A 23,039-nucleotide genomic window follows, 5' to 3' on the forward strand; every position below is an offset into this window, starting at 1 on the left:
TCAGGCTCCCCAGGGGAGCATGGTCAGGTGGAGGGGGTTCTCGCCGGCCACTTCGCCGCCGAGGATGCGCAGGGCCTGGTCGAGGTCGTCGAGGCCGAACCTGTGCGAGTGGAGCTGGGAGAAGGGGTAGTCGCCGTCGGCGAGCATCTGCACGGCTTGCCGCGTGCTGGCCGCCGAGGATCCGAACACTCCCCGGATCTGGTGCTCCTGCGTGATCAGGGTGGTCAGGTCGAGACCGTCCAGCGCCGCGGTCTTGATGCCGGCCGCCACGAGCCGGCCGCCCTGCCGCAGGGTCGCGAGTCCGTCCTTGGTGGGCGCGGTGGCGCCCGGGACGGTGTCGATGACGACGTCGACGCCCTGCCCGTCGGTGAGTTCGCGAACGCGGGAGACGGTGTCGTGCGCCGTGGTGTCGATGAGCTCGTCGGCCCCGAACCGGGAGAGCAGGGCGGCCTTGTGCCGGTCGCGGGCGAGCCCGGTCACGATGATCTGGCGGGCGCCGGCGCGGTGGGCGACGGCCGCGCAGGTGAAGGCGCGCTGGCCGGCGCCGAGGATCAGGACGCGGTCGCCGCGCCGGACGCGTGCCGCGCCGGTCGTCCAGTGGATGGCGTTGCTGAGCGGGTTGAAGAGCGTGGCGTCCTCGTCGTCGAGGTGCGGGGGGATCTCCACCATGAAGGTGCCCGGCAGCAGGACCATGTACTGCGCGTTGCCTCCCCACAGCCCGGTGCCGGTCGAGAGCGGGATGGTCGAGTAGCGGCGCTCGTCGCGGCACCGGTCGCCGGTCCGGCCCGCGCATTCGGCGCACCGGCCGCATCTGATTCCCGGGTCGACGGCGACCCGGTCCCCGGGGCGGACGTTCCACTGCTCGGCGGCCTGTTCGTCGACCAGTTCCAGTACGCCGACCATTTCGTGGCCTGACACCAGCGGCAGCGGTGCCAGGGTGGGCGAACTCTTTCGCAGGTGTCCGGTGTAGAGGTCGTAGTCGCTTCCGCACAGGCCGTTGGCCGTCACGCGGAGGATCGCGCCACCGGGAGGCGGGCTGTCGGGTACGGGAAGGGACTGGAGCCGGATCTCCCGGTCCCCTACTGTGACTGCCGCCTGCGACTGCATATCGCTCCCTTCCAGAAACTGCTCTGCACGACCGCGTCGCGCGGGTCAGACGGTGCTTGGGCCTGCCGGGCGCAGGCGGAGGTGGTGCGGGCCGAGTTCGTCCAGCGTGGCGACGCCGAGCAGCCGCATGGTGCGCAGGATGTCGGCGCGCAGGATCTCGCCGGCGTGTTCGACGCCTTGCCGCCCCCCGGCCATGAGGCCGTAGAGGTAGGCGCGCCCGACCAGGACGGCTTTGGCGCCCAGCGCGACGGCGGCCACGACGTCACCGCCGGTCAGCACACCCCCGTCGAGGTAGACCTCGGCCTGGTCGCCGACGGCTTCGACGACGCCGGGCAGGAGTTCCAGAGGGACCGGCGCCCTGTCCAGTTGGCGGCCGCCGTGGTTGGACACCACCACCGCGTCCGCGCCCAGGTCGACGACTCTGCGCGCGTCCCGGACGCTCTGGATGCCTTTCACCACCAGGGGCCCGGACCAGGCCTGGCGCAGCGCCGCCAGGTCGTCGAAGGTGAGGGCGGGGTCGAGGAGTTCGTCGACGACATCGGCGAAGGTCGCGGTGGAGGAGTCGACGCAGGCGAACGACAGCGGCCGCGTGGTCAGCAGGTTGAGCCACCAGGACGGGTATCTGGCCATGTCGAGCATGGTCGACATGGCCAGCGACGGCGGTATGGTCAGGCCGTTGCGGACGTCGCGGAGCCGTGCTCCCGCGACGGCCGTGTCGACGGTCAGGATCAGCGCCGAGTACGCCGACGCCTCGGCGCGGCGCACCAGTTCCATGGCCGCGGCACGGTCGCGGCCCATGTAGAGCTGGAACCAGTTGTCGCCCTTGGGCGCCGCCGCCGCGAGGTCTTCGGGCGTGGTCGTGCCCATCGTCGACAGCGCGTAGGGGATGCCCAGCGCGGCCGCCGCGCGGGCCACGGCCGGTTCGCCTTCGGCGTGCATCAGGCGGGTGAACCCGGTCGGGGCCAGGACGAGGGGCAGTGCGGCCGGTCTGCCCAGCAGGGTCGTGGAGGTGTCCACCCGGGAGACGTCGCGCAGCACGCGGGGCTGGAACTCGACCCTGGCGAAGGCGGAGCGGGCACGGGCCAGGCTGGTCTCGGTCTCGGCGGCGCCGTCGACGTAGTCGAAGACGGCCCGGGGAACGCGGCGGCGCGCGATCGCCCTCAGGTCCCTGATCGACGCGGCCCGCGCCAGGTGGCGCGGCCGTGTACGGGCGCCGGAGGCGGGCGCGATGAGCGGTCGCAGTTCCGACCACCGGGGCAGGCGCCGGTTCATGGACGCGGGTGCCGGTCTCATCGGCCGCCGTCCCAGCCGGCGACCTTGGGCACCGAGGAGTAGTCGCGGAAGAAGCGGCTGGCCGAGTCCGGGTCGATCGGCACGTGCACCAGCGCGGGCCCGCCGTCGCCGGCGGCGATGGTGCGGACCCCGCGCAGGTCGGCCAGGGTGTCGATCCGGTGGTAGTCCAGGCCGAACGCGGGTGCGAGGGCGGCCAGGTCGGGGTGGGGCACCGCGGCCAGGTGGCTGGGGATCCCGCGGCCCCGGGTGTACTGCACCTCGGCGCCGTAGCCGCCGTCGTCCAGGACGACGATGATGAGCCGCAGCCGCTGTTCGGCGACGGTGGCCAGTTCCTGCAGGGCCATCATGAGGGATCCGTCCCCGGTGAAGTGGACGGTCCACTGGCCGGTGCCGGCGAGGGAGGCCCCCATCGCCGTGCCCAGCCCGAGCCCGATCGACCCGGCGTGGATCGGGTAGATGAAGTGGTCGGGGCCCGCGGGTTCGACGTAGGCCACGATGTCGGCGGTGGCCTGGCCGGTGTCGGAGGCCAGCACCGCCCCCGGCGGGAAGCATTCGCGCATGGCCAGCGCCACCTCCCCCACCAGGAACGGCGCGCGGACGTCGTCCTCGGCGGGGCGGCCGGGCGGCCGGCGCATCTCGGCGACGCGGTTGAAGGGCGGCAGGGGCGCGGGAGCGCGGCGGGCGGCGCCCTGGTTCTTGCGGAGGTCGTCCAGGAGCGCCTCGCAGGTGAGGTGCGCGTCCCCGACGATGCCCAGGTCGGGGACCCTCCAGCGGCCGATGGCGGCGGGGTCGGCGTCGATGTGGACGATCGTGGACCCGTCGAGCAGTTCGGTGGCCGTCCACAGGTTGAGCGAGCAGCCGACGGCCAGGACCAGGTCCGCGGCGCCGATCACGTCCGCGCCGCGTCCGGTGGCGAAGCCCCCGCAGATGCCGATGTGGCGGTCCCCGCCGAGCAGGCCCTTGCCCAGCAAGGTCGTGGCCAGGGGGGCGTCCAGGTGTTCGGCCAGGCGGTGGACGGCGTCAATGGCCTCCGGGGCGGCGGCGCCCCGGCCCGCGAGGATGACCGGGTTCTTCGCGGCGGCGAGCAGTTCGGCACCGGCGGCGATCGCCTCCGGGCTCGGCGTCACGGGCCGCGCCCGCCAGCTCAGCGCGTGCTCGGGGAGCGTTTCGGGGAGTTCGCCGGTGAGCAGGAGGGAGTCGGCGACCTCGTACAGCAGGCTGGTGTCGACCCCCAGGACGTAGGGGCGGCGCTCGGTGAGCGCGCCCGCGAACACCGCGCGGACGTCGTCGGCGAGGAACGCCAGGCCGCGGGTCTCGCGCCAGCCCGCGCCGGTCAGGGCCACCAGTTCCCGGGTGGGGAACCGCTGGGAGTTGTGCAGGTCGGCGCGCGGCGTCACTCCGGTGAGCAGCACCAGCGGGGTCCCGTGCCGGGCGGCCTCGGTCAGCGCGGTGACCGTGTTGGTGAATCCGGGGCCCTGGGTGACCGACGCGAACCCGACCGATCCGGTACGCCGGGCCCAGCCGTCGGCCATGCTCACGGCGGCGTCCTCCCGGCGGGCGCCGACGAAGCGGACACCGAGCTGGTCGAGGGCCGTGGCGACGGCGATGTTGCCTTCGCCGAGGAGACCGAACTGAACGGTCACCCCCGCGTCGCGCAGGTACCTGGCGATCATCTCGCAGGCGAGCATGGGCGCTTTCCTCCATCCCCTGTCCCACCCGGGTGGGTGTGGGTGTGCCGGTTCATCACGGTGTGCCGGGTCATCACGCGCCGGGCCGCCATGGCCGGTCGCGGTCGTGCGGCCGGTCGTCGTCGTGGCCGTGCGGCCGTGCGGCGTCCTGCGGCTGTGCGCGCCGCCGGTAGGCGGACAGGGACGCCCGGCGCGTGTAGCGCCAGAAGTCGATCACCCGCCACGGCATGTTGGCGATCACCCGGCCGCGGGAGTTGGCGTACCAGGTGGTGAACCCGGGCTGGGTCCAGATCATCTTGGCGTGCGCTTCGTCGACGGCGCGGGTGTAGTCCTCCCACTCCTCTTCGCGGATCTCGACGGAGCGGACCCCGGCGTCGACCATCCTGCACATCAGGTCGGTGAGGTAGTGGGCCACGCACTCGGCCAGGAAGATGAAGCTGCCGCCGTGGCCCAGCGAGCTGTTGGGCCCGTAGAGGATGAACAGGTTGGGGAACCCGGGGGTCGCCACGCCCAGGTACGCGCGGCCGTCGTCGTCGTTCCACGCCTCGCGCAGCGTCACCCCGTCGCGTCCCTTGATGGTCAGGGGGTGGGTGGGGCGCTGGGCCTCGAAGCCGGTCGCCAGCACCACGATGTCGGCGGGCCGGCGCTCGCCCGTCGAGGTCACCACATGGTCGCGGGTGAGCTCGGCCACGCCCTCGGTGACGAGCGTGACGTGGTCCCGTTTGAGGGCCCGGAACCATCCGTTGTCCAGCAGCATCCGCTTGCCGAAGGGCGGGTAGTCGGGCAGCGTCTTGTCGACCAGGTCGGGGCGGCCGTCCAGCTCGGTGCGCAGGTAGCGCTCGAAGAACCGGCGGTGGCCCTCGTTGATCTCGTTGATGGAGCGGGGGCGCAGCGGCCAGTCCGGGTCCAGTTGCAGGGAGGGGTGGACCTTGTCGTTGAAGATCCAGCCGAGCCGGACCCGGTACCACTCGTAGTAGAACGGCACGTGGCGGATCAGGTAGTGCATGCCGGCCGGGATCGACTCGAAGTAGTAGTCGCTCGGCGCGACCCACTGCGGCGAGCGCTGGAAGACGGTGAGCTCGCCGACCTGGTCGACGATGGCCGGCACGATCTGCATGGCGCTGGCCCCGGTGCCGACGATCGCGACGCGCTTGCCCCGCAGGTCCAGCCCGGCGGGCCAGTGCGAGGCGTGGAAGACCTGCCCGCCGAAGTCGTCCAAGCCCGCGATGTCGGGCAGTTTGGGTTTGCTGAGCTGGCCCACCGCCGAGACCAGTACCGGCGCCCGGTGCCGCTCGACCCCGCCGGCGGTGCGCACGGTCACCGACCACAGGCCGTCCTGGTCGTCCCAGACCGCGTCCAGGACCTGCGCGCCGAACCTGACGTTGTCGACCAGGTTCAGATCGCGGGCCATGTCGCCGACATAGGTCTCCAGCTCCTCCCGCTTGGCGAAGTGCTGACTCCACTCCCGCTGGTAGAAGGAGAAGGAGTACAGGTAGCTGGGGGTGTCGACGCCGCAGCCCGGATAGGGGTTGTTGACCCAGGTGCCTCCCACCCGGTCGTTCTTCTCGAAGATGACGTGCGGGACGCCGGCCGTCGTCAGGTCCCGGGAGAGCGTCAGCCCGGAGATCCCGGCCCCGATGATGATCACCGACAGGCCCGACGACGCGGCGTCGCGCTCGCAGGACGGCGGGATCCGGGGGGCGAACCCCAGTTCCTCGGCGACCATCGGCTCGTACTCGGGCGGGACGTCCTCGCCCATGCTGGCGCTCATCAGCTCCAGCAGCTCCCGGCCCTTCGGCGCGGGCCGGGCGACCGGCTCGCCCTTGGACCACCGCAGCGTCGCCTGCGCGGCGGCCACCCGCAGCTCCTCCTGCACCTCGGGTGGGAGCCCGCCGGTGGGGTTGTCGTCCAGGCCCTTGGGCCGGGTGGTCCGGTAGCGCTCGCCGAGCCAGGCTCGGTCGCCGGTGAGCTGGTAGAGGACGGGCAGCAGGGTGGGCACGTTGGCGTCGCGCAGCGCCCGCACCAGTTCGTCCTCGTTCAGCCCGTCGAGGTCGTCGGCGGTGGCCCTCAACGCTGTCTCCTTCCGTGGGGGTGGGCGGCGGCGGTCACGGCGACGGCGGCGACGGCACGCGCTGGTCGTCGCGCACGGGACGCGCGCCCAGTTCGGATCGGATGACCTTGCCGGTGGTGCTGCGGGGGACGTCCCGGCCGTCGATGAACTCGATCAGGCGCGGGCGCTTGAACCGGGCCAGCCGGCTCTGGCAGTGCGCGTCCAGCGCGGCCCGGTCGGGGGCGCGGCCGGGATGCGGCACCACGAACGCCTTGACCGTCTCGCCCCACCGGTCGTCGGGGACGCCGATGACGCAGGCCTCGGCCACGTCGGGGTGCGAGGCCAGCGCGGCCTCCACCTCCAGCGGGTAGACGTTCTCGCCACCGGTCTTGATCAGGTACTTCTTGCGGTCGACGAAGCGCAGCGCGCCGTCGTGGGTGCGGACCAGCAGGTCTCCGGTGTGCAGCCGGCCGCCCTGGAAGGTCTCGGCCGTGGCCTCGGGACGGTTGAGGTAGCCGCTCATCACCGACGGGCCCCGCACCACGCACTCGCCGGGTTCGCCGACCTCGGTCTCCGATCCGTCGGGGCGGACGATCCGGATGTCCAGCATCGGCGTGGGGTACTTCCGCCAGTCCCGCTCGCCGGTGCCGCTGATCCGGTTGGCGGCCACCAGCAGGCTCGACTCGGTCTGCCCGAACAGATCGACGAAGTCCACGCCCCGCTCCAGCAGATCGTCGAGCAGCCGCGCCGGCAGCAGGTTGCCGTAGCCGCCGCCGAAGCGCAGGCCGCGCAGCGGAGACCGGCGGGCGCGCGCGGCGTCCAGGAACTCGGCGAACATCCCCGGCAGGAACCACGACCAGGTGCCGCCGCGGTCGTCGACGGCCTCGACCAGCCGCTCGGGATCGGCGCGGCGGAAGGTCAGGTAGCGGCCCCCCGACAGGAACGTGGCGTTGAGGGGCTCCTCGCCGCTGGTGTGGAACAGGGGCAGCCAGCCCAGGAAGGCGTCCCGGCCGGTCAGGCCGAACCACGACACCAGCCGCAGGGCCCGGACGGCCGCCGCCGCCTGGCTGATCATGGCCCCCTTGGGCTGCCCGGTGGTGCCGCTGGTGTAGATGACGGTGTGGATGTCCGACGGCCGCCCGAGCTCGGGAACCGAGGCGGGATCGGTGCTCTCCAGCACCGCGCCCAGGCTCCGGGTCCGCCCGCCGCCGCTGCCGTGCAGGTCGAGCTCCACGCGGTCGGCCGCCCCCGCGGCCTCCTCGGCGACCTCGCGGTGCCGCCGGTCGAAGAACACGATCTTGGCGCCGGAGTCCCGGACGCAGTACTCGGCGTCGCGGACGCCGTAGCGGGTGTTGATCCCCACGACGGTCACGCCGAGCTTGGCGACGGCCAGGTTCACCGCGATGTACTCGGGGCAGGGGTCCGACATCACGGCGACCCGGTCGCCGCGGCCGACCCCCTGCCGGAGCAGGAAGGCGGCCACGCCCGCCGCGAGCCGGTCGAGGTCGCGGTAGGTCAGGCGCACGCCGTCCTGCGACTCCACCGCGACGCGGTCCGCGTGCTGACGGGCGCTCTGCCGGAAGACCTGCGCGATGCCGACGGCCCGTGCCGCCTCGGCGTCCTGTGACTGCTGCATGTCCTCACCCTCCCTGGACCTCATCGGGTTGCCCCGGCCCGCCGGTTCACGACCGCCGGCGCGGGGACGGTGCTCATCGGGCGGCCATCCGCATCGCCCCGTCCAGCCGGATCGTCTCGCCGTTGAGGTAGTCGTTCTCCAGCACGCCCACGGCCATCCGGCCGAACTCGGCGGGATCGCCGAGCCTGGCCGGGTAGGGAATGGCCGACACCAGATCGGCGCGCAGTTCGGGCCGCAGGCGCCCCAGCATCGCGGTGTCGAAGGTGCCGGGGGCGATCGTGTTCACCCGGATGCCGTACCTGGCCAGGTCCCGCGCGGCCACCAGCGTCATCGCGTGCACCCCCGCCTTGGAGGCGCTGTAGGAGGTCTGCCCGATCTGCCCCTCGAACGCGGCGATCGACGAGGTCAGCACGCAGGCGCCCCGGCAGCCCCCGACCGGCTCGTTGCGGCTCATCTCCGCGGCGACCAGTCGCAGCACGTTGTAGGTGCCGACCAGGTTCGTGTGCACCACCTCGGCGAACACGTCCAGGTCGCCGGCGGCATGGGAGCGGTCCACGATCCGCAGGCGGTCGCTTCCCCGGCCCGCGCAGTGCACCAGCACCCGCACCGGCCCGTCGGCCCGGGCCGCCTCGATCGCGCGCTCGACGTCGCCGGCCGCGGTCACGTCCGCCGTCACCAGGCGGGCGCGGCCGTCCAGGCCGAGGCCGGGCCGGTCCGGCTCGCGGTCCACGACGGTGACCTTGGCGCCGCGCTCGAGCAGCCGCCGCACCGTGGCCAGGCCCAGTCCCGACGCACCGCCGGTCACGACGGCCGAGACCCCCTGCAACTCCATCCTCGCCACTCCCTTTCCTCGCGGCCGGGCGCCTGCCGGCGCCGGCCGTTCCGTCACAGTCCGAGCGACTTGCTGATGATCGACTTCATGACCTCGCTGGTGCCGCCGTAGATGCGCGTCACGCGCGCGTCGGCGTACAGCTGCGAGATCGGGGACTCGGTGATGTAGCCGAAGCCGCCGAACAGCTGCAGGCAGCGGTCCAGCACCCGCCCCTGCGTCTCGGTGCAGAACAGCTTGGCCCTGGCCGCGTCGGCCGGCGACAGCGCGTCCTCGACCAGCTCGGCGACCGCGGCGTCCAGCATCGACTGGGCCGCCTCCAGCTCGGCGCTCATCGCCGCGAGCTCGAACTTGGTGTTCTGGAAGGAGCCCAGCGGCTTGCCGAACACCGTCCGCAGCCGCGCGTACTCCACGGTCATCTCGATGGCCGTCCGCGCCTGCGCCACCGCCCCCACCGCGATCGCCACGCGTTCCTGGGGAAGGTTGGAGGTCAGGTACCCGAAGGCCGCGCCCGCCTCCCCCAGCCGGTTGGCGACCGGGACGCGGACGTCGTCGAAGGTCAGCTCGATGGTGTCCTGCGCCTTGAGGCCCAGCTTGTCCAGCGCGCGGCCCTTGGTGAAGCCCGGCATCCCGTCCTCGACCACCAGCAGGGTCAGCCCGTTCCGCCGGTTCCCGGGGTCGGTGGCGGTCCGGGCCAGCACGATGACCAGGTCGGCCAGGCTTCCGCCGGTGATGTAGGTCTTGGCTCCGCGCAGGACGTAGTGGTCGCCGTCCAGGACCGCGCGCGTCGCGACGGCCGCGAGATCGGATCCGGTGTCGGGCTCGGTCAGCGCGATCGCCGTCATCAGCGCGCCCGAGTTCAGTCCGGCGAACCAGCGCCGCCGCTGCAGGGCGTCGGCGTAGCGGAGGAAATAGGGCAGCACGACGTCCAGATGCGTTCGGAGCGGTCCAATCGTGACCGCCGCCCGGGCCGTCTCCTCCTGCAGGACGACGTTGAAGAGGTAGTCCTGGCCGCCCCCGCCCCACTCGGCGTCCATGTTCATCCCCATCACACCCAGATCGCCCAGGCGGCGGAACACCTCGCGGGGCACCGAACCGGCCGCCTGCCAGTCGGTGTACCGGGGCGAGACCTCCTTGCCGATGAAGTCGCGCACCATCTGGCGGAAGGCCTCGTGCTCGTCCCGGAACAACCTGCGTCTCATCCGCTGCCCTCTCCAGCCCTTCTGCGCGGCCGGTCCTCGCGGTCGCCCGGGGGCGCCGCATCCTGGTTCTTCATCCCTGGTCGTTCGCCGGGCCGGCCCGCTCGCCTCCGGTCCCCACGGCCGCTACGCGACGAGCTCGACCAGGGTGGCGTTGGCGGTGCCTCCCCCTTCGCACATCGTCTGCAGCCCGTAGCGCAGGCCCTTGTCGCGCATGTGATGCACCATGCGCGTCATCAGGGAGGTCCCGGAAGCCCCCAGCGGATGCCCCAGCGCGATGGCCCCGCCGTGCACGTTGAGCCGCTCGGGGCGGGCTCCCAGCTCGTCCAGCCACGCCAGCGGGACCGGCGCGAACGCCTCGTTGACCTCGAACACGTCGATGTCGCCGATGCCCAGCCCCGCCCGCGCCAGCAACTTCCTGGTCGCCTCGATGGGAGCGGTCAGCATCAGCACCGGATCGCCGCCGCACACCGCACCGGCCCGGTAGCGCACCAGCGGGGGCACCCCCAGCGCGCGGGCGCGCTCCGGGGTGGTGACCAGCACCGCCGACGCGCCGTCGGAGATCTGCGAGGAGTTCCCGGCGTGGATCCTGCCGTCGCTCTTGAAGGACGGCCGCAGCCGCGCGAGCGCCTCGACGCTGGTCGTGCGCCGGACGCCTTCGTCCTCGGCGAACCGGCGCCCGCCGGCCAGGACGGGGACCAGCTGCCCGTCGAACGCGCCCGCGTCGATGGCGGCCGCGGCCTTGGCGTGCGACTCCACCGAGAAGGCGTCCAGCCGCCGCCGGCTCATCCCCCACTTCTCGGCGATCATCTCCGCGGAGATCCCCTGGTTGAAGTCGAACCCGTCGTAGCGGCCCAGGACCGCGGGCCCGTAGGGCTGCCCGACCTGCCGGGCGGCGCCCAGCGGCACCCGGCTCATGCACTCCACCCCGCCGGCGACGACCATCTCCGCCTGGCCGGACATGACGGCCTGGGCCGCCTGGTCGAGCGCCTGCTGGCTGCTTCCGCAGGCGCGGTTGACCGTCACGCCCGGAACGTGCTCGGGCCAGCCGGCGGCCAGCACCGCGAACCGCGCGAGGTTGCTCGACTGGTCGCCGAGCTGGGTCACGCAGCCCAGGATGACGTCGTCCACCTCACCGGGATCGATTCCGGTGCGGCCGGCCAATGCGTTGAGAACCTCCGCCGCCAGGTCGACGGGATGAAATGAGGCCAGCGCTCCATCACGTTTTCCATGCGCGGTGCGGACCGCGTCCACGACCACTGCCTCCGCCATACCCGCCTCCTTGTACCGATCGGTCTGTACACGATAGGCTGAATGAACATGGAGGATCAAGTGCTCTCTGATGTCCGCATTCTCGACCTCACCCGGCTCCTGCCCGGAGGGCTGTGCACCCTCGTCCTCGCGGACCTGGGCGCGGACGTGATCAAAGTCGAAGCCCCAGGTGGCGGCGACTACGCCCGCGCGCGGGCGCCCCACCTTCCGGGCGGGGAGGCGACGACGTCATCGGCGAGTTTCCGCGGTCTGAACCGCAACAAGCGGTCGGTGGTCATCGACCTGAAAGCCGAAGGCGGACCGGACGCGCTACTGGCCCTGGCCCGGACGGCCGACGTGGTGGTGGAGTCATTCCGCCCCGGAGTTCTCGACCGGCTGGGAATCGGCTACGACGACCTCCGCGCGGTGAATCCGGGAATCGTCGTCTGCCAGATCTCCGGCTGGGGGCAGACCGGCCCGCTCTCCCAGACGGCGGGGCACGACGTGAACTACCTGGCGGCGATGGGACTGCTGTCGCACACCGGGCGCCCCGACGATCCGCCCGCGCTGCCCGCGACGCAGGTCGCCGACTCGTCCGCCGGCCTGTTCGCGGCCACCTCCATCCTGGCGGCCCTGCACGAACGCCGGCGCTCGGGGCGGGGGCAGCTCATCGACGTGTCCATCGCCCACTCCGCGCTGATGCTGGCGTCCATGACCGCCGCCGGCGTCCTGGCCACGGGCGAGGCGCGCCCGACCGCCGAGGGCGTCTGGAGCGGCGGAGCGGTGTGCTACCAGCTCTACCGCTGCAAGGACGGCTGGCTGGCGTTCGGCGCCCTGGAAGAGAAATTCTGGGCGAACTGGTGCCACGGAGTCGAGCGCCCCGATCTGCTGGGCCGAAGATATGACCCACCGCACTCGCACACCCATCAGGAAGTGACACAGATAATGGCGAGCCGTACCCGTGAGGAGTGGCGCCGGTTCTCCGCCGCGCACGATTCCTGCCTCACCGTGGTCTCGGGCCTGGACGAGGCACTGGACTCACAGACCGTCCGCGACCGGGGCATGGTGCACCATCTCCCCCATCCCGGAACGCCCGACGGCTACCGGGCGCTGGGCCTGCCGGTCTCCTTCTCCCGCACCCCGCCGGACCCCGCGCGGCTTCCCGCGCCGGCGCTCGGCGGTGATTCGGAGCGGCTCCTGAAGGAATGCGGCGTCCCCGCGGAGACCACCCGGCGCCCTCGGATGGCGGGTGAGATCTGATGGGCAAGAACAACGGCGCCACCCGAGAGAAGATCCTCGACACGGTCACCGAACTGTTCGTGGACAAGGGCTATCACGGGACGGGCGTCCAGGAGATCTGCAAGGCGGTCAACCTCGGACGGGGAGCCCTGTATTACCACATCGGCAGCAAAGAGCAGATCCTCTTCGAGATCAGCATGTCCCTGCTGCAGATGGCGCACGACGCGACGGTGCCGCACGTGCAGACCGACGACCCGCCGGAGGTCAAGCTCCGCAACATCGCCCGCGCGTTGCTGCGGCACCACGCCACGCACGGCGGCGGGTGGCAGGTCGCGATCCGCGAGGCGCGGTTCCTGTCGGAGGAGCACCAGCGCAAGGTGGTCGGTGCCCGGCGCGAGTTCGAGCAGATCTGGTACCGGGTCCTGCGGGACGGGGCCACAGCCGGGCAGTGGGGGCCGGTCGACGGCATCGACGTCCGCGCGGTCCTGGGCATGTTCAACTACACGGCGCGCTGGATGCGGTCCGACGGGCCGCTGAGCCCCGAGCAGATCGCCGACCGCTTCGTCGATCTGCTGCTCGACGGCCTCAAGGGCAAGCCCGCCGACCAGTGACGAAGGAGAGCACCGTGGAGATCTCCCACGATGACCAGGGTCCCGTACGGGTCATCACGATGTCGGGGCCCGGGGGCCTGAACGTCTTCACCCTCGACGTGCACGAGGAACTCGGCGCCCGCCTCACCGAGGCCGACGGCGACGACCGCGTCAGGGTCATCATCCTGCAGGGCACCGACCGGAGCTTCTCCGCCGGCGCCGACATCGACTCCTTCCCCGCCGCGCCCTGTGACCCCACCACGTTCGTCACCGAGTTCCTCCAGGCCAACAGCCTGCCCGAACGGCTCCGCAAGCCCGTCCTGGCCGTCGTCCGCGGCAGCGCCACCGCCGGCGGCTTCGAACTCGCCCTGGCCTGCGACTGGATCTTCGCCCTGCCCGAGGCCAGGTTCTCGCTGCCCGAGGCCCGCTTCGGCCTGGTGGCCGGGTACGCCGCGGCCCGCCTGACGCACATCGTCGGCGCCCACCACGCGCGCCGCCTGCTGATGACCGGCGAGTCCCTGACCGCCGACGGCGCCGCGACTCTCGGCCTGCCCGTCACCGTCGCCGACGATCCGCTCCAGGCGGCCCTCGGGATGGCCGACCAGATCTGCCGCGGCACGCCCCACGCCATCCGCCTCATCAAGCAACGCACGGTGGCCCTGGGGCGGGCCTTCGACCCGGACTTCGGCATCTCGGTGGCCGCTTACGCCCAGCTCTGGAACCTCCCCGACACCCGGGAGGCGATCACCGCCTGGCGCGAGAACCGCCCCGCCCGGCAGCGGCCCCTGAACGACCCCTGGCAAACATGACCTGAACAATGGCACGCCTCAGCAGAGCACCCCCCTTTCCTGGAAAACGCTAATTCTCGGCGCCACCACTTCTACGACGCACTACCTCAAGCCGATCTCGATCATTACCCTGCGAGACCGGTCGCCGAATCACGCCCCGACTGGTCGGCGTCCTCACCCAGGGGCGCTTGCGCGCAGACCACCTGCGACGCGCCCCCACCTGACCTTGGCGACCGGCTCCAGCGCCCTGCCGACGCGTCCGAGCACTCCGGCCGATCGACCGGCAGACGGACCGCCCCGACGCGAAGATCGTCAGATCCCACGGCCTCGAAGACCGATGCGCTCCCCGCTGGGAACCTCGACTTCCATTTACGACTGAACGGCACTCCAAAAGTCTTGTACCGATCGGTCTGTACACGTAACCTTGGTGCGATCCGACCGGGAAACGCCTGCGGCGACCGGCCGGTGATATGTCGCAGTCGAGGAGGCTTCAATGAGCGACATCACCATGCAATCGGCGGACGGGCGAAGAGCGGGACGCGGCCAGCGGCGCGTTCTGGTGTCGGCGGCGATCGGGCAGTTCGTCGAGTTCTACGACTTCGTCGTCTACGCCTACGTGGCTTCCACCCTGGCCACGCTGTTCTTCCCCTCCCACGACCGGTTCGCCTCGATGCTGGCGACCTTCGCCGTCTACGCGGTCGGGTTCGGGATGCGCCCGCTGGGCGGGCTGCTGTTCGGCCATCTGGGCGACCGCATCGGACGCCGCGGCGTCCTGGCGGCCATCATCCTGCTCATGGGCGGATCCACCGCGGTGATCGGCGTGCTGCCCACCTACTCCCAGATCGGCTTCGTGGCGCCGCTGCTGCTGATCGCCGCCCGCCTGGTCCAGGGCCTGTCGGTCGGCGGCGAGGCCATCGGGTCCAACGCCCTGGTCGCCGAACACGCGCCCGACCACCGCCGCGGCGCGAACGTGGCGCTCGCGTACGCCTTCGGCGTGATCCCCGCGGTGTTCGCGGCCCTGTTCGTGCTCGCGCTGAACAACATCCTGGGCGACGCCGCCTTCGAGTCCTGGGGATGGCGGATCCCGTTCCTGCTCGGCGGGGTGATCTCCCTGGTCGGCCTCTACATCAGGCGCCGGGTCAGCGAATCACCGGCCTTCGAGGCCGTCCGCAGCACCGAGCGGGTGGCGAAGGCACCGCTCGTGAGCGTCTTCCAGGAACACCGCCGCGCCCTGGGCTTCGCGTTCGTGATGGCCTCGCTGTCCGGTCTGGGCTTCTACTCCCTCACCGGATACTTCCCCTCCTACCTCACCGAATCGGTCAAGCTCAGCGCCACCGACGCACTGGTGTCCAACAGCATCGCCCTCACCGCCGCGTTCATCTCCATGCCCCTGGCCGGACTGCTGTCGGACCGGATCGGCCGCCGTCCCGTCCTGGTCATCGGCGCCGGCACCAGCGCCCTGGCGGCCGTTCCGGCCTACGTCCTGGCCAGCTCGGGATCGATCGGCACCGCGATCGCCGGGCAGAGCCTGCTCGCCTTCACCCTCGGCATCTTCTTCGGCGGCGTCGGCATCGTCTGGCTCGAACTGTTCCCCACCCGAACCCGCTACAGCGGCGCCGCCATCGGGCTGAACGCGGCGTACGTCATCTTCGGCGGCACCGCGCCGATGTTCGGCACCTGGCTGGTCGGCGTGACCGACAGCCTCCTGGCCCCCTCGGTCTACCTGGCCGTACTCGCCACAGTGGTGTTCCTGGTCGCGTGCCGGCTGCCCGAGACCCACCGCACCTCACTGCTCCGAACCGAAGACTCCGACCACGCCACCCCCGACCTCACCCCGGAACTGGAGCCCAAGAAGGCGACCCCCTAATCCCCATCACTCACGACAGGGATACCAGCCGACCATCACGGCCCGGCCGCCCGGCCCACCCAGCCAGGCGGCCGGGCCCAGGCATACGCGCGGCCAACCACAACGACACCCTGAAGCCTTCACGATCTTCTGGGGTGCCTCAGACCATTGCGTTGGCTGGACGGGCGGGGATTACCTCGGGCGTTATGGACGTGGTGTGGGGGGCGGTCAGGATGGCGGGTCCGCAGGTGGGTGCCTTGGAAGGAAGTGCTGCGTGAGCGATGGGCTCGTCGAGACCATGCCGTTCGCCCGGGAGCTGGGCGTCGAGATCGACACGGCGGGGGCGGAGGAGGTGACCGGGCGGTTGGCGTGGGCCCCTGAACGCTGCACCGCGGGCGGGGCCATGCACGGTGGGGCGCTGATGGCGCTGGCCGACAGCCTGGGCGCGGTGTGCGCGTTCCTGAACCTGCCGGAGGGGGCGTCCACGACGACGCTGGAGTCGAAGACCAATTTCTTCCGGGGCGTGCGGGAGGGCGAGGTGCGCCGCGTGTCCCGGCCTTTGCACACCGGGCGGCGGTTCATCGTCGTGCAGACGGACCTGTACGGCGGGGACGGCCGACGCGTCGCCCAGGTGACGCAGACGCAGGCGGTCCTCGCCGGGTGACGGCTGTGACCAGGGGGAACGTGCGACCATGAGGGCACTCGTACAGGGAGGCACCCATGGACGACGTCGTTCTGGTCATCGGCACCCGCAAGGGGCTGTTCATCGCCCGCGGCGGCGGGGGCGGCTGGGAGGTCGATCCGGTCCGCTTCACCTCGGCCCCTGTCACGGCCGCCGCGGTCGACCCCGCCGGCGGGCGGATCCTGGCCGCGGTCAACAGTCCTTTCTGGGGCGTGTCGCTGGTGGTCTCCGACGACCGCGGGCGCACCTGGACCGAGCCCGCCGCGAAGGCCGAGGACGCGCCGATCGCGTTCCCCGCGTCCACCGACGCCTCGCTCAGGGACATCTGGCAGCTGCGCCACTCCCCCACCGAGCCCGGCGTCGTCTACGCCGGGGTGGAGCCCGCCGCCCTGTTCCGTTCCGAGGACGGCGGGCACAGCTTCGCCCTCGTCCGGGGGCTCTGGGACCACCCGCACCGGGCGACGTGGCAGCCGGGAGGCGGGGGCCTGTGCCTGCACACCGTCCTGCCGCACCCCACCGACCCGAGCACCCTGACGGTCGCGATCTCGACCGGTGGCGTCTACCGCTCCACCGACGGCGGCGCCACCTGGGAGCCGCGGAACAAGGGCATCCGGGCCGACTTCGTCCCCGAGGACCCCTATCCCGAGTACGGGCAGTGCGTGCACAAGGTCGACGCGCACCCCTCCAGGCCGGACCGGTTCTTCCTCCAGCACCACGGCGGCGTGTACCGAAGCGACGACGACACCGCCTCCTGGACGCGCATCGACGACGGCCTGCCCGGCGACTTCGGCTTCCCCATCGCCGTGTCCCCGACCAGGCCCGGCACCGTCTACGTCATCCCGCTGACGGCCGACGTGGACCGTACCCCTGCCGGCCACCGCTACCAGGTCTGCCGTTCCGACGACGCGGGGAGGACCTGGACGGCCCATACCAAGGGCCTGCCGGACGAGCCGTGCTACGCGACCGTGCTGCGCGACGCGTTCTGCACCGACCAGAGCACCGGCCTGTACTTCGGCACCCGGGACGGCTGCGTCTACGCCAGCGGGGACGACGGCGAGTCCTGGACGGAGGTCGTGCGCCACCTGCCCGACGTGCTGTGCGTGCGGGCGGCCACGCCGTGAACGTGACGGTCCGCCTGCCGGGCGCGCTGCGCGACATCGCGGGCGCACGGGCGGCGATCCCCGTGGAGGTGCCGGCGGGCGCCACGGTCGGTGACGCGCTGGACGCCCTGGGCCGTGAGCTGCCCGCCGTGGCGCGCCGCGTCCGCGACGAGCGGGGTGCGCTCCGCCCTCACGTCAACGTCTTCCTCGGGGCGACCAACATCCGGGACCTGGACTTCCTCGCCACGCCGGTGAGCCCCGATGTCGAGGTCCACATCCTGCCCGCCGTGTCGGGCGGCTGACGCCTTTACGTTGTAGATCACGAACACTGACTGTCACACCCGCGTGCCATCGTCGGTGTCACCCGACGAGAGGGTGGTGACGATGGACCGCGATGCGTGGCGGCCCTGGCTGGAACGGTGGAGCGAGGAGTGGATCGACGCCCACGACCCCGAACGCGACCGTCCCCACGACGACGACGTCCTGCGGCACCGCTGGCTGGGCTTCGCCCCCGCCGCCCCGGAGCGGATCGCCGCGGCCGAGGCCCGGCTGGGGCGGGCACTGCCCCCCTCGTTCCGCGAGTTCCTGCTGGTCACCGACGGATGGCGGTACGCGGGCAGCTTCATCTGGAGGCTGGGCGGCGCCGGCGAGATCGGCTGGATGCGCGACCTGGACGCGCACTGGATCGAGGCCTACGCACCGAACATCCCGGCGCGGGCGCTGCAGATCTCCCTGGAGGGCGACGCGGCCGTCCTGTTCCTCGATCCAGGTGACGTCGACCCCGACGGTGAATGGGCGGCCTACTTCCAGGCCTCCTGGACGGGCGACGGCCCCCGGCGCCATCCCTCCTTCCACGCCCTCATGCGCCACCTGTACGCGGGCTTCCACGCGCTGCGCCGCCCGCCGGGCCCGACCCGCGACTTCTGGACCGAGGCGACCGAGCGGGCACGCCTCGCCGCGCTCGCCGGGGAGGTCGACGGGCCGCTGGAGGTCCTGGAGGAGGCGTGCCGGTTCGGGATCGAACGCGCCCGGCTGCTGCGCTTCCAGATGCTCACGCTGCTCGGGAACCATGAGATGCAGGTGCAGCACCTCCTCCTGGACGAGGACGCGTGGCTCGCCGGCGACCCGATCCTCGAGGCGGAGCTGCTGCCGCTGCTGTACTCCGAGCACCGGCGCCGGCACCAGTGGGGCGGTTCGGTGCTGGAGTTGCTGAAGGAGCACGGCCCCGAGCGGCTCAGGCCGCTGGTGGCCCGGTACGAGGCGCGGGCCCGCGAGCCCGGTCACCGGCCGCGGTTCGGGCCGCCGGAGTTCGACGAGCGGGTGCGCGCCGTCCAGGCCGGGCTGTCCCTGTCGGGGATGGACGCGGCCTGGCCCGCGCTGCGGGACGCGATGGCCTTCTGGCGCCCGGTGAGCGAGCACCACATCGCGCCGGTGGTCCTGTTCAGCGATCCCCTGCTGGCCACGCTGATCACGCCGGAGCGCGGGCGGGAGATCCTGGCGGTGCGGCGCTGGGGCGGGCCTGGGTGACCCTTGTTTCAGCCCTTCGCCTCGGCCCCGGGCGCGACCAGGTGGGAGTCGAAGAAGGCGAAGATCCGATCCCAGCCGTGGGCCGCGTCCTCCCGGCCCTTGCCGTGCCCCAGGATCACCTTGGAGATCGCGCTCATCGGCGCGGGGAGCTCCGCCTCGGTGAGGAAGCTGTGCCCCGCGCCGGGGTACTCCTTCACGTCGTGCGGGACGTCCAGCACGGTCAGGGCCCGCTCCAGCTTCCCGGCCGCGCCCGAGAGCATGCGGTCGCGGCCGCCGTAGCTGGCCACGACCGGGCAGGCCCCGTCCAGGGCCCGCACCGGGTCGCGCGGCAGGATGCCGTAGTTCACCGCCGCCGCCTGGAAGTCGTACCTGGCCGCGGCCACCAGGGCGAACCCGCCGCCCATGCAGAAGCCGATGACGCCGACCCGGCCGGTGCTGTCGTCCCGCCCGGCGAGCCAGGCGCGGGCGCCCTCGATGTGGTCGAACATCGGGCCGCGCCTGGCGAACAGCTGCCGCATGGCGGCGCGGACGCAGCGCAGCCACGGCGCGCCCCGGTAGAAGTCGGGCAGCAGGGCCAGGTAGCCCTGCGCGGCGAAGCGGTCGGCCTGGGCGCGCATGTCCTCGTTCGCGCCCAGCGCCTCGAACACGACGACCACGGCGGGCCAGGGCCCCTCGCCCTCGGGCACGGCGAGGTAGGCGGGCAGCCGCCCCGCCCCCGCGGGAATGGTGATGTCCGGCATGCGACCCAACCTTGGCCCTCCCGCGGCCGCGTGCCCAGATCCCGGCGGGTGTGACACGCGTCTCAGCGCGGGGAGCCCGGCCGGCGCGGGGCGGTCAGACCTTGCGCCACTTGGGGATCCAGGCGCCGTCCTCGATCTCGTAGTCGCCGAACAGCGCGGGGGCCTCGCGGCGCATGACCTCGCCGACGCGGCCGAACAGCAGCCGGATCTCCTCCTCGGCGCCCGGCGCGGTGCGGTTCTCGACGATGTGCCGCAGGGTGCGGACGTTGGCGGTCCACACCAGGCCGGTGGCCACGCCCTCGGGCGCGAAGCGGCGCATGAACGAGGTCTTGTGCTTCTTCTCCTTGAACGGCACGCCCTCGTCGTCGAGCCCGAAGCGCCCGGCCATCCAGCCCTGGAACTCCTCCATCTGCTCCAGCAGCGCGGTGGCCCGCTTCATCAGCTCGGGGTCCTCGCGGGCCCACTCGGGGAACCAGAACGGGATGTCCTGCAGCCGCACGAACCGCAGCGACTCCTGGGAGATCGCGACGCCGGGGCGGTGCCGGACCAGCTCGTGGGTCAGCACCCGGCTGACGTTGTGCAGCACGAAGCTGAAGCTGACGTGCTCCAGCACCGATCCGTGCATGCTGCGCAGGATGTTCTCCAGGTACTGGTCCTGGTCGGTGCGGATCTTGGTGACGTTGGGGTTGAGGCCGGGCTCCCAGGAGCGGTAGCACAGCCGCCCGGCGAACTCGGCGAGGTTCTGCGGATCGTTCAGCTCGGCGTCCAGGTCGCCGCGGTCGAGCCGTTCCAGCCACGACTCCCCGCCGACGTCCCGCAGGTACCGGGCCACCTCGTCGTAGTCCAGCTCCGGCCGCGCGACCAGGTACACCTCCGGCTCGACGCTCTTCACTCTGTCCCCCACGCCTTGTCCGCCGCTTCACATCGAGCGCAGCCCGGGGCTGCGCCGAGAGCACGCTACGCCATCCCGTCCCGTCCCCGCTCCCCACCCCGCCGTTCGTCAGGTGCGTCCGGGATGACACTCATGAATCTATCCCGCAGACTGGATGTTTCCAGACGGAAGGGCCATGTGGTGGGTGCGACATGGGTGGTGCCGGTGCGGGCGGCGCACCGGGCGAGGCCGGTCGGCCTCGGTGATCGTTTCGAGGACGGGCCGTGACGGAGCTGAAGGTCCTCGGCGCCTGCCCGCTGGACTGCCCCGACGGCTGCTCGTGGGTGGTCACCGTCCGGGACGGGGAGGCGGTCGCCCTGCGCGGCAACCCCGGCCACCCGTACACGCGGGGCGCGCTGTGCACCAAGGTCAACCGGTGGCTGGAGCGCGCGTCCCAGCCGGACCGGATCCTGTACCCGCTGCGCCGGGCCGGCCGCAAGGGCGAGGGGCGCTTCGAGCGGATCACCTGGGACGAGGCGCTCGACGAGATCGCCGCCCGGGTGGGGCGGGTGGTCGAGGAGCACGGCGGGGAGGCGGTCTGGCCGTACTGGGGCACCGGCACGCTCGGCTACGTCCAGGGCCTGGAGGGGCAGGCGGGGCGGCGGCTGTTCAACCTGCTCGGCGCCTCCGGGCACGAGGCCGACATCTGCTCGGCGGCGGGCATCGCGGGGCTGAAGTGCACGATCGGCTCGGCCGGCGGCATGGATCCCGAGGACCTCGCGCACTCCCGGCTGATCATCCTGTGGGGCACCAACCCGCTGACCAGCGGCCACCACGTGTGGAAGTTCGTGCAGGCCGCGCGGCGGGAGGGCGCGCACGTGGTCGCGATCGACCCGGTGCGGACCCGCACGGCCGCGCAGGCCGACGAGCACCTGGCGCCGCTGCCGGGCACCGACGCGGCGCTGGCGCTGGGGCTGCTGAACGTCGTCGTCGGCCTCGGCGCGCAGGACGAGGACTTCCTGGAGCGGCGCACGCTGGGCTGGCCGGAGTTCCGGGCCCGGATCGGGGAGTTCCCGCCCGCCCGGGCCGCGGAGATCACCGGCGTGCCCGAGGAGCGGATCGTCGCGCTCGGCGAGCGGATCGCCCGGACCCGCCCGACCGCGATCCGCGCGACGCAGGGCCTGCAGCGGCACGCGGGCGGCGGCTCGGCGCTGCGGACGCTGGCGTGCCTCCCGGGCGTGACCGGCGACTGGGCGCGCCTGGGCGGCGGCCTGGTCTTCTCCACCTCCGGGCACATCAGGCTGAACCGCCGGGCGCTGTACCGCGACGACCTGCGGCCCGGCGGCCCGGGCTTCCGCCGGGTGCTGTCGATGAGCCGGATCGGCGAGGGCCTGCTGGAGGTGGACGGCCCGCCCGTCAAGGCGCTGTTCGTGATCGCCGCCAATCCGGCCGGCAGCGCGCCCCACCAGAACAGGGTCCGCGCGGGGCTGTCCCGCGAGGACCTGTTCACGGTGGTGCTGGAGCAGTTCCCGACCGACACCACCGACTACGCCGACATCGTGCTGCCCGCGACGATGCAGCACGAGCACGCCGACCTGCACGAGGGCTACGGGCACCTCTACCTGGCCTGGAACGAGCCCGCCGTCGCCCCGCCCGGAGAGTGCCTGCCGACGACGGAGACGTTCCGGCGGCTGGCCCGGCGGATGGGCCTGGACGACCCGGCGCTGCAGGAGTCCGACGAGGCGCTGGCCGAGCAGGCGCTGGCGTCCGGGCACCCCTACCTGGAGGGGATCACGCTCGACCGGCTCCGCAAGGAGGGGTTCGTGCGGCTGGCGGTGCCCGACCCGTTCATCCCGTACGCCGACGGGTTCCCCACGCCGTCGGGGAGGCTGGAGTTCGTGTCCGCGCGGGCCCGGGGCGCCGGGCTGGACCCGGTCGCCGGGTACACGCCGCCGGCCGAGGTCGCCGACCCCGTGCGGGCCGCGGCCTACCCGCTCGCGCTGATCTCGGCGGCCTCGCACCACTTCCTCAACACCGTGTTCGGGAGCGACGTGGAGCTGCGGCGCCGCGCCGGGAACGGGCCGTCGGTGCGGCTGCATCCCGGCGACGCCGCGGCGCGGGGCCTGGTGGACGGGCAGCGGGTCAGGGTCTTCAACGACCGGGGCGCGTTCGAGGCGGTGCTGGAGACGACCGACGCGGTGCGGCCGGGCGTCGCGGCGACGACCAAGGGCCACTGGGCGAAGTTCTCCGGCGGCGCCAACGCCAACGCCGTGGTGGCCGAGCGCGCCACCGACCTGGGCGGCGGGCCGACGTTCCACGACACCCGCGTCGAGGTGGAACCGCTGCCCTGATCCGCCGCGTCAAGATCTTCCGGAACGGTACGGTGTGGGCGCACGGAGGGGCGGATGACGATGCGGGCCGAGCTGGATCGGGCGAGGAAGTACGAGCGGCAGGGCAAGCCCGGGGAGGCGGTCCGCCTCTACGCGGAGGTCGCCGCGGCGCTGGAGGCGCGGGGCGACTGGGCGTCGGCGGTGGCGGTCCGGGGCCGGCAGGCCCGCGCGCTCCAGGACGCGGGCCGCCTTGGGGAGGCGATGCGGGCGCTG

Annotated in this window: 20 protein-coding genes; 10 read left to right on the forward strand and 10 right to left on the reverse strand. The window is 72.5% G+C overall.

The window, feature by feature from the left end; translation table 11 throughout:
• The 8 genes from ACFPZN_RS40460 to ACFPZN_RS40495 all read right to left on the reverse strand — a co-directional run bounded on the left by ACFPZN_RS40460 (position 1) and on the right by ACFPZN_RS40495 (position 11,074).
• Positions 1 to 1,107, reverse strand: coding sequence for a zinc-dependent alcohol dehydrogenase (locus ACFPZN_RS40460; RefSeq protein WP_378287879.1), 1,107 nt, complete (start codon positions 1,105 to 1,107; stop codon positions 1 to 3).
• A 45-nt stretch (positions 1,108 to 1,152) separates the two neighbouring features.
• Positions 1,153 to 2,400, reverse strand: a complete 1,248-nt coding sequence (locus tag ACFPZN_RS40465; protein WP_378287880.1) for an alpha-hydroxy acid oxidase — start codon at positions 2,398 to 2,400, stop codon at positions 1,153 to 1,155.
• Complete coding sequence (locus ACFPZN_RS40470; RefSeq protein WP_378287881.1) at positions 2,397 to 4,088, reverse strand: thiamine pyrophosphate-binding protein; 1,692 nt, start codon at positions 4,086 to 4,088, stop codon at positions 2,397 to 2,399. The genes ACFPZN_RS40465 and ACFPZN_RS40470 overlap by 4 nt, the downstream gene beginning before the upstream one ends.
• Before the next feature lie 73 nt (positions 4,089 to 4,161).
• The gene (locus ACFPZN_RS40475) at positions 4,162 to 6,159 is read right to left on the reverse strand and encodes a flavin-containing monooxygenase (protein ID WP_378287882.1); all 1,998 of its coding nucleotides are present in this window, start codon (positions 6,157 to 6,159) and stop codon (positions 4,162 to 4,164) included.
• Between the two features lie 34 nt (positions 6,160 to 6,193).
• Positions 6,194 to 7,774, reverse strand: coding sequence for a class I adenylate-forming enzyme family protein (locus tag ACFPZN_RS40480; protein ID WP_378287883.1), 1,581 nt, complete (start codon positions 7,772 to 7,774; stop codon positions 6,194 to 6,196).
• Positions 7,775 to 7,847: 73 nt separating this feature from the next.
• A complete protein-coding gene (locus ACFPZN_RS40485) occupies positions 7,848 to 8,606 on the reverse strand; it encodes an SDR family NAD(P)-dependent oxidoreductase (RefSeq protein ID WP_378287884.1) in 759 nt (252 codons plus the stop codon).
• Between the two features lie 53 nt (positions 8,607 to 8,659).
• Positions 8,660 to 9,805 (reverse strand): acyl-CoA dehydrogenase family protein, encoded by a 1,146-nt coding sequence (locus ACFPZN_RS40490; RefSeq protein WP_378287885.1) that lies wholly within the window; start codon positions 9,803 to 9,805, stop codon positions 8,660 to 8,662.
• A gap of 123 nt (positions 9,806 to 9,928) precedes the next feature.
• On the reverse strand, positions 9,929 to 11,074 hold the full coding sequence (locus ACFPZN_RS40495; protein ID WP_378287886.1) for a thiolase family protein: 1,146 nt from the start codon (positions 11,072 to 11,074) through the stop codon (positions 9,929 to 9,931).
• 60 nt (positions 11,075 to 11,134) lie between these two features.
• On the opposite strand from ACFPZN_RS40495, the gene ACFPZN_RS40500 reads away from it, so the two are divergent.
• From ACFPZN_RS40500 to ACFPZN_RS40535, 8 genes are all read left to right on the forward strand, one after another.
• A complete protein-coding gene (locus ACFPZN_RS40500; RefSeq protein WP_378287887.1) occupies positions 11,135 to 12,313 on the forward strand; it encodes a CaiB/BaiF CoA transferase family protein in 1,179 nt (392 codons plus the stop codon).
• Entirely contained in the window at positions 12,313 to 12,903 is a 591-nt protein-coding gene (locus tag ACFPZN_RS40505) for a TetR/AcrR family transcriptional regulator (protein ID WP_378287888.1), read from the forward strand. The genes ACFPZN_RS40500 and ACFPZN_RS40505 overlap by 1 nt, the downstream gene beginning before the upstream one ends.
• Positions 12,904 to 12,917: 14 nt before the next feature.
• The gene (locus tag ACFPZN_RS40510; protein WP_378287889.1) at positions 12,918 to 13,691 is read left to right on the forward strand and encodes an enoyl-CoA hydratase/isomerase family protein; all 774 of its coding nucleotides are present in this window, start codon (positions 12,918 to 12,920) and stop codon (positions 13,689 to 13,691) included.
• Between the two features lie 472 nt (positions 13,692 to 14,163).
• Positions 14,164 to 15,537: an MFS transporter gene (locus tag ACFPZN_RS40515; RefSeq protein ID WP_378287890.1), complete on the forward strand. Its 1,374-nt coding sequence runs from the start codon at positions 14,164 to 14,166 to the stop codon at positions 15,535 to 15,537.
• A gap of 253 nt (positions 15,538 to 15,790) precedes the next feature.
• The gene (locus ACFPZN_RS40520; protein WP_378287891.1) at positions 15,791 to 16,180 is read left to right on the forward strand and encodes a PaaI family thioesterase; all 390 of its coding nucleotides are present in this window, start codon (positions 15,791 to 15,793) and stop codon (positions 16,178 to 16,180) included.
• A gap of 56 nt (positions 16,181 to 16,236) precedes the next feature.
• Positions 16,237 to 17,319: a WD40/YVTN/BNR-like repeat-containing protein gene (locus tag ACFPZN_RS40525; protein ID WP_378287892.1), complete on the forward strand. Its 1,083-nt coding sequence runs from the start codon at positions 16,237 to 16,239 to the stop codon at positions 17,317 to 17,319.
• Entirely contained in the window at positions 17,316 to 17,600 is a 285-nt protein-coding gene (locus ACFPZN_RS40530; protein WP_378287893.1) for a ubiquitin-like small modifier protein 1, read from the forward strand. Before ACFPZN_RS40525 ends, ACFPZN_RS40530 begins: the two co-directional genes overlap by 4 nt.
• 82 nt (positions 17,601 to 17,682) lie before the next feature.
• Positions 17,683 to 18,825, forward strand: coding sequence for an SMI1/KNR4 family protein (locus ACFPZN_RS40535; protein ID WP_378287894.1), 1,143 nt, complete (start codon positions 17,683 to 17,685; stop codon positions 18,823 to 18,825).
• An 8-nt stretch (positions 18,826 to 18,833) separates the two neighbouring features.
• Here ACFPZN_RS40535 and ACFPZN_RS40540 read toward each other — a convergent pair whose 3' ends face one another.
• Both ACFPZN_RS40540 and thyX read right to left on the reverse strand, forming a co-directional pair.
• A complete protein-coding gene (locus ACFPZN_RS40540) occupies positions 18,834 to 19,565 on the reverse strand; it encodes a dienelactone hydrolase family protein (protein WP_378287895.1) in 732 nt (243 codons plus the stop codon).
• 94 nt (positions 19,566 to 19,659) lie between these two features.
• Positions 19,660 to 20,457 carry an FAD-dependent thymidylate synthase gene (gene thyX, locus ACFPZN_RS40545; protein ID WP_378287898.1) on the reverse strand — a complete coding sequence of 266 codons (798 nt, stop codon included), beginning with the start codon at positions 20,455 to 20,457 and terminating at the stop codon, positions 19,660 to 19,662.
• Between the two features lie 263 nt (positions 20,458 to 20,720).
• On the opposite strand from thyX, the gene ACFPZN_RS40550 reads away from it, so the two are divergent.
• Positions 20,721 to 22,787 carry a molybdopterin-containing oxidoreductase family protein gene (locus ACFPZN_RS40550; protein WP_378287896.1) on the forward strand — a complete coding sequence of 689 codons (2,067 nt, stop codon included), beginning with the start codon at positions 20,721 to 20,723 and terminating at the stop codon, positions 22,785 to 22,787.
• 54 nt (positions 22,788 to 22,841) lie between these two features.
• On the forward strand, positions 22,842 to 23,039 hold a 198-nt coding region (locus ACFPZN_RS40555), incomplete at its 3' end, for a hypothetical protein (protein WP_378287897.1).

Source organism: Actinomadura rugatobispora (genome assembly GCF_042656285.1).
Taxonomy (GTDB): domain Bacteria; phylum Actinomycetota; class Actinomycetes; order Streptosporangiales; family Streptosporangiaceae; genus Spirillospora; species Spirillospora rugatobispora.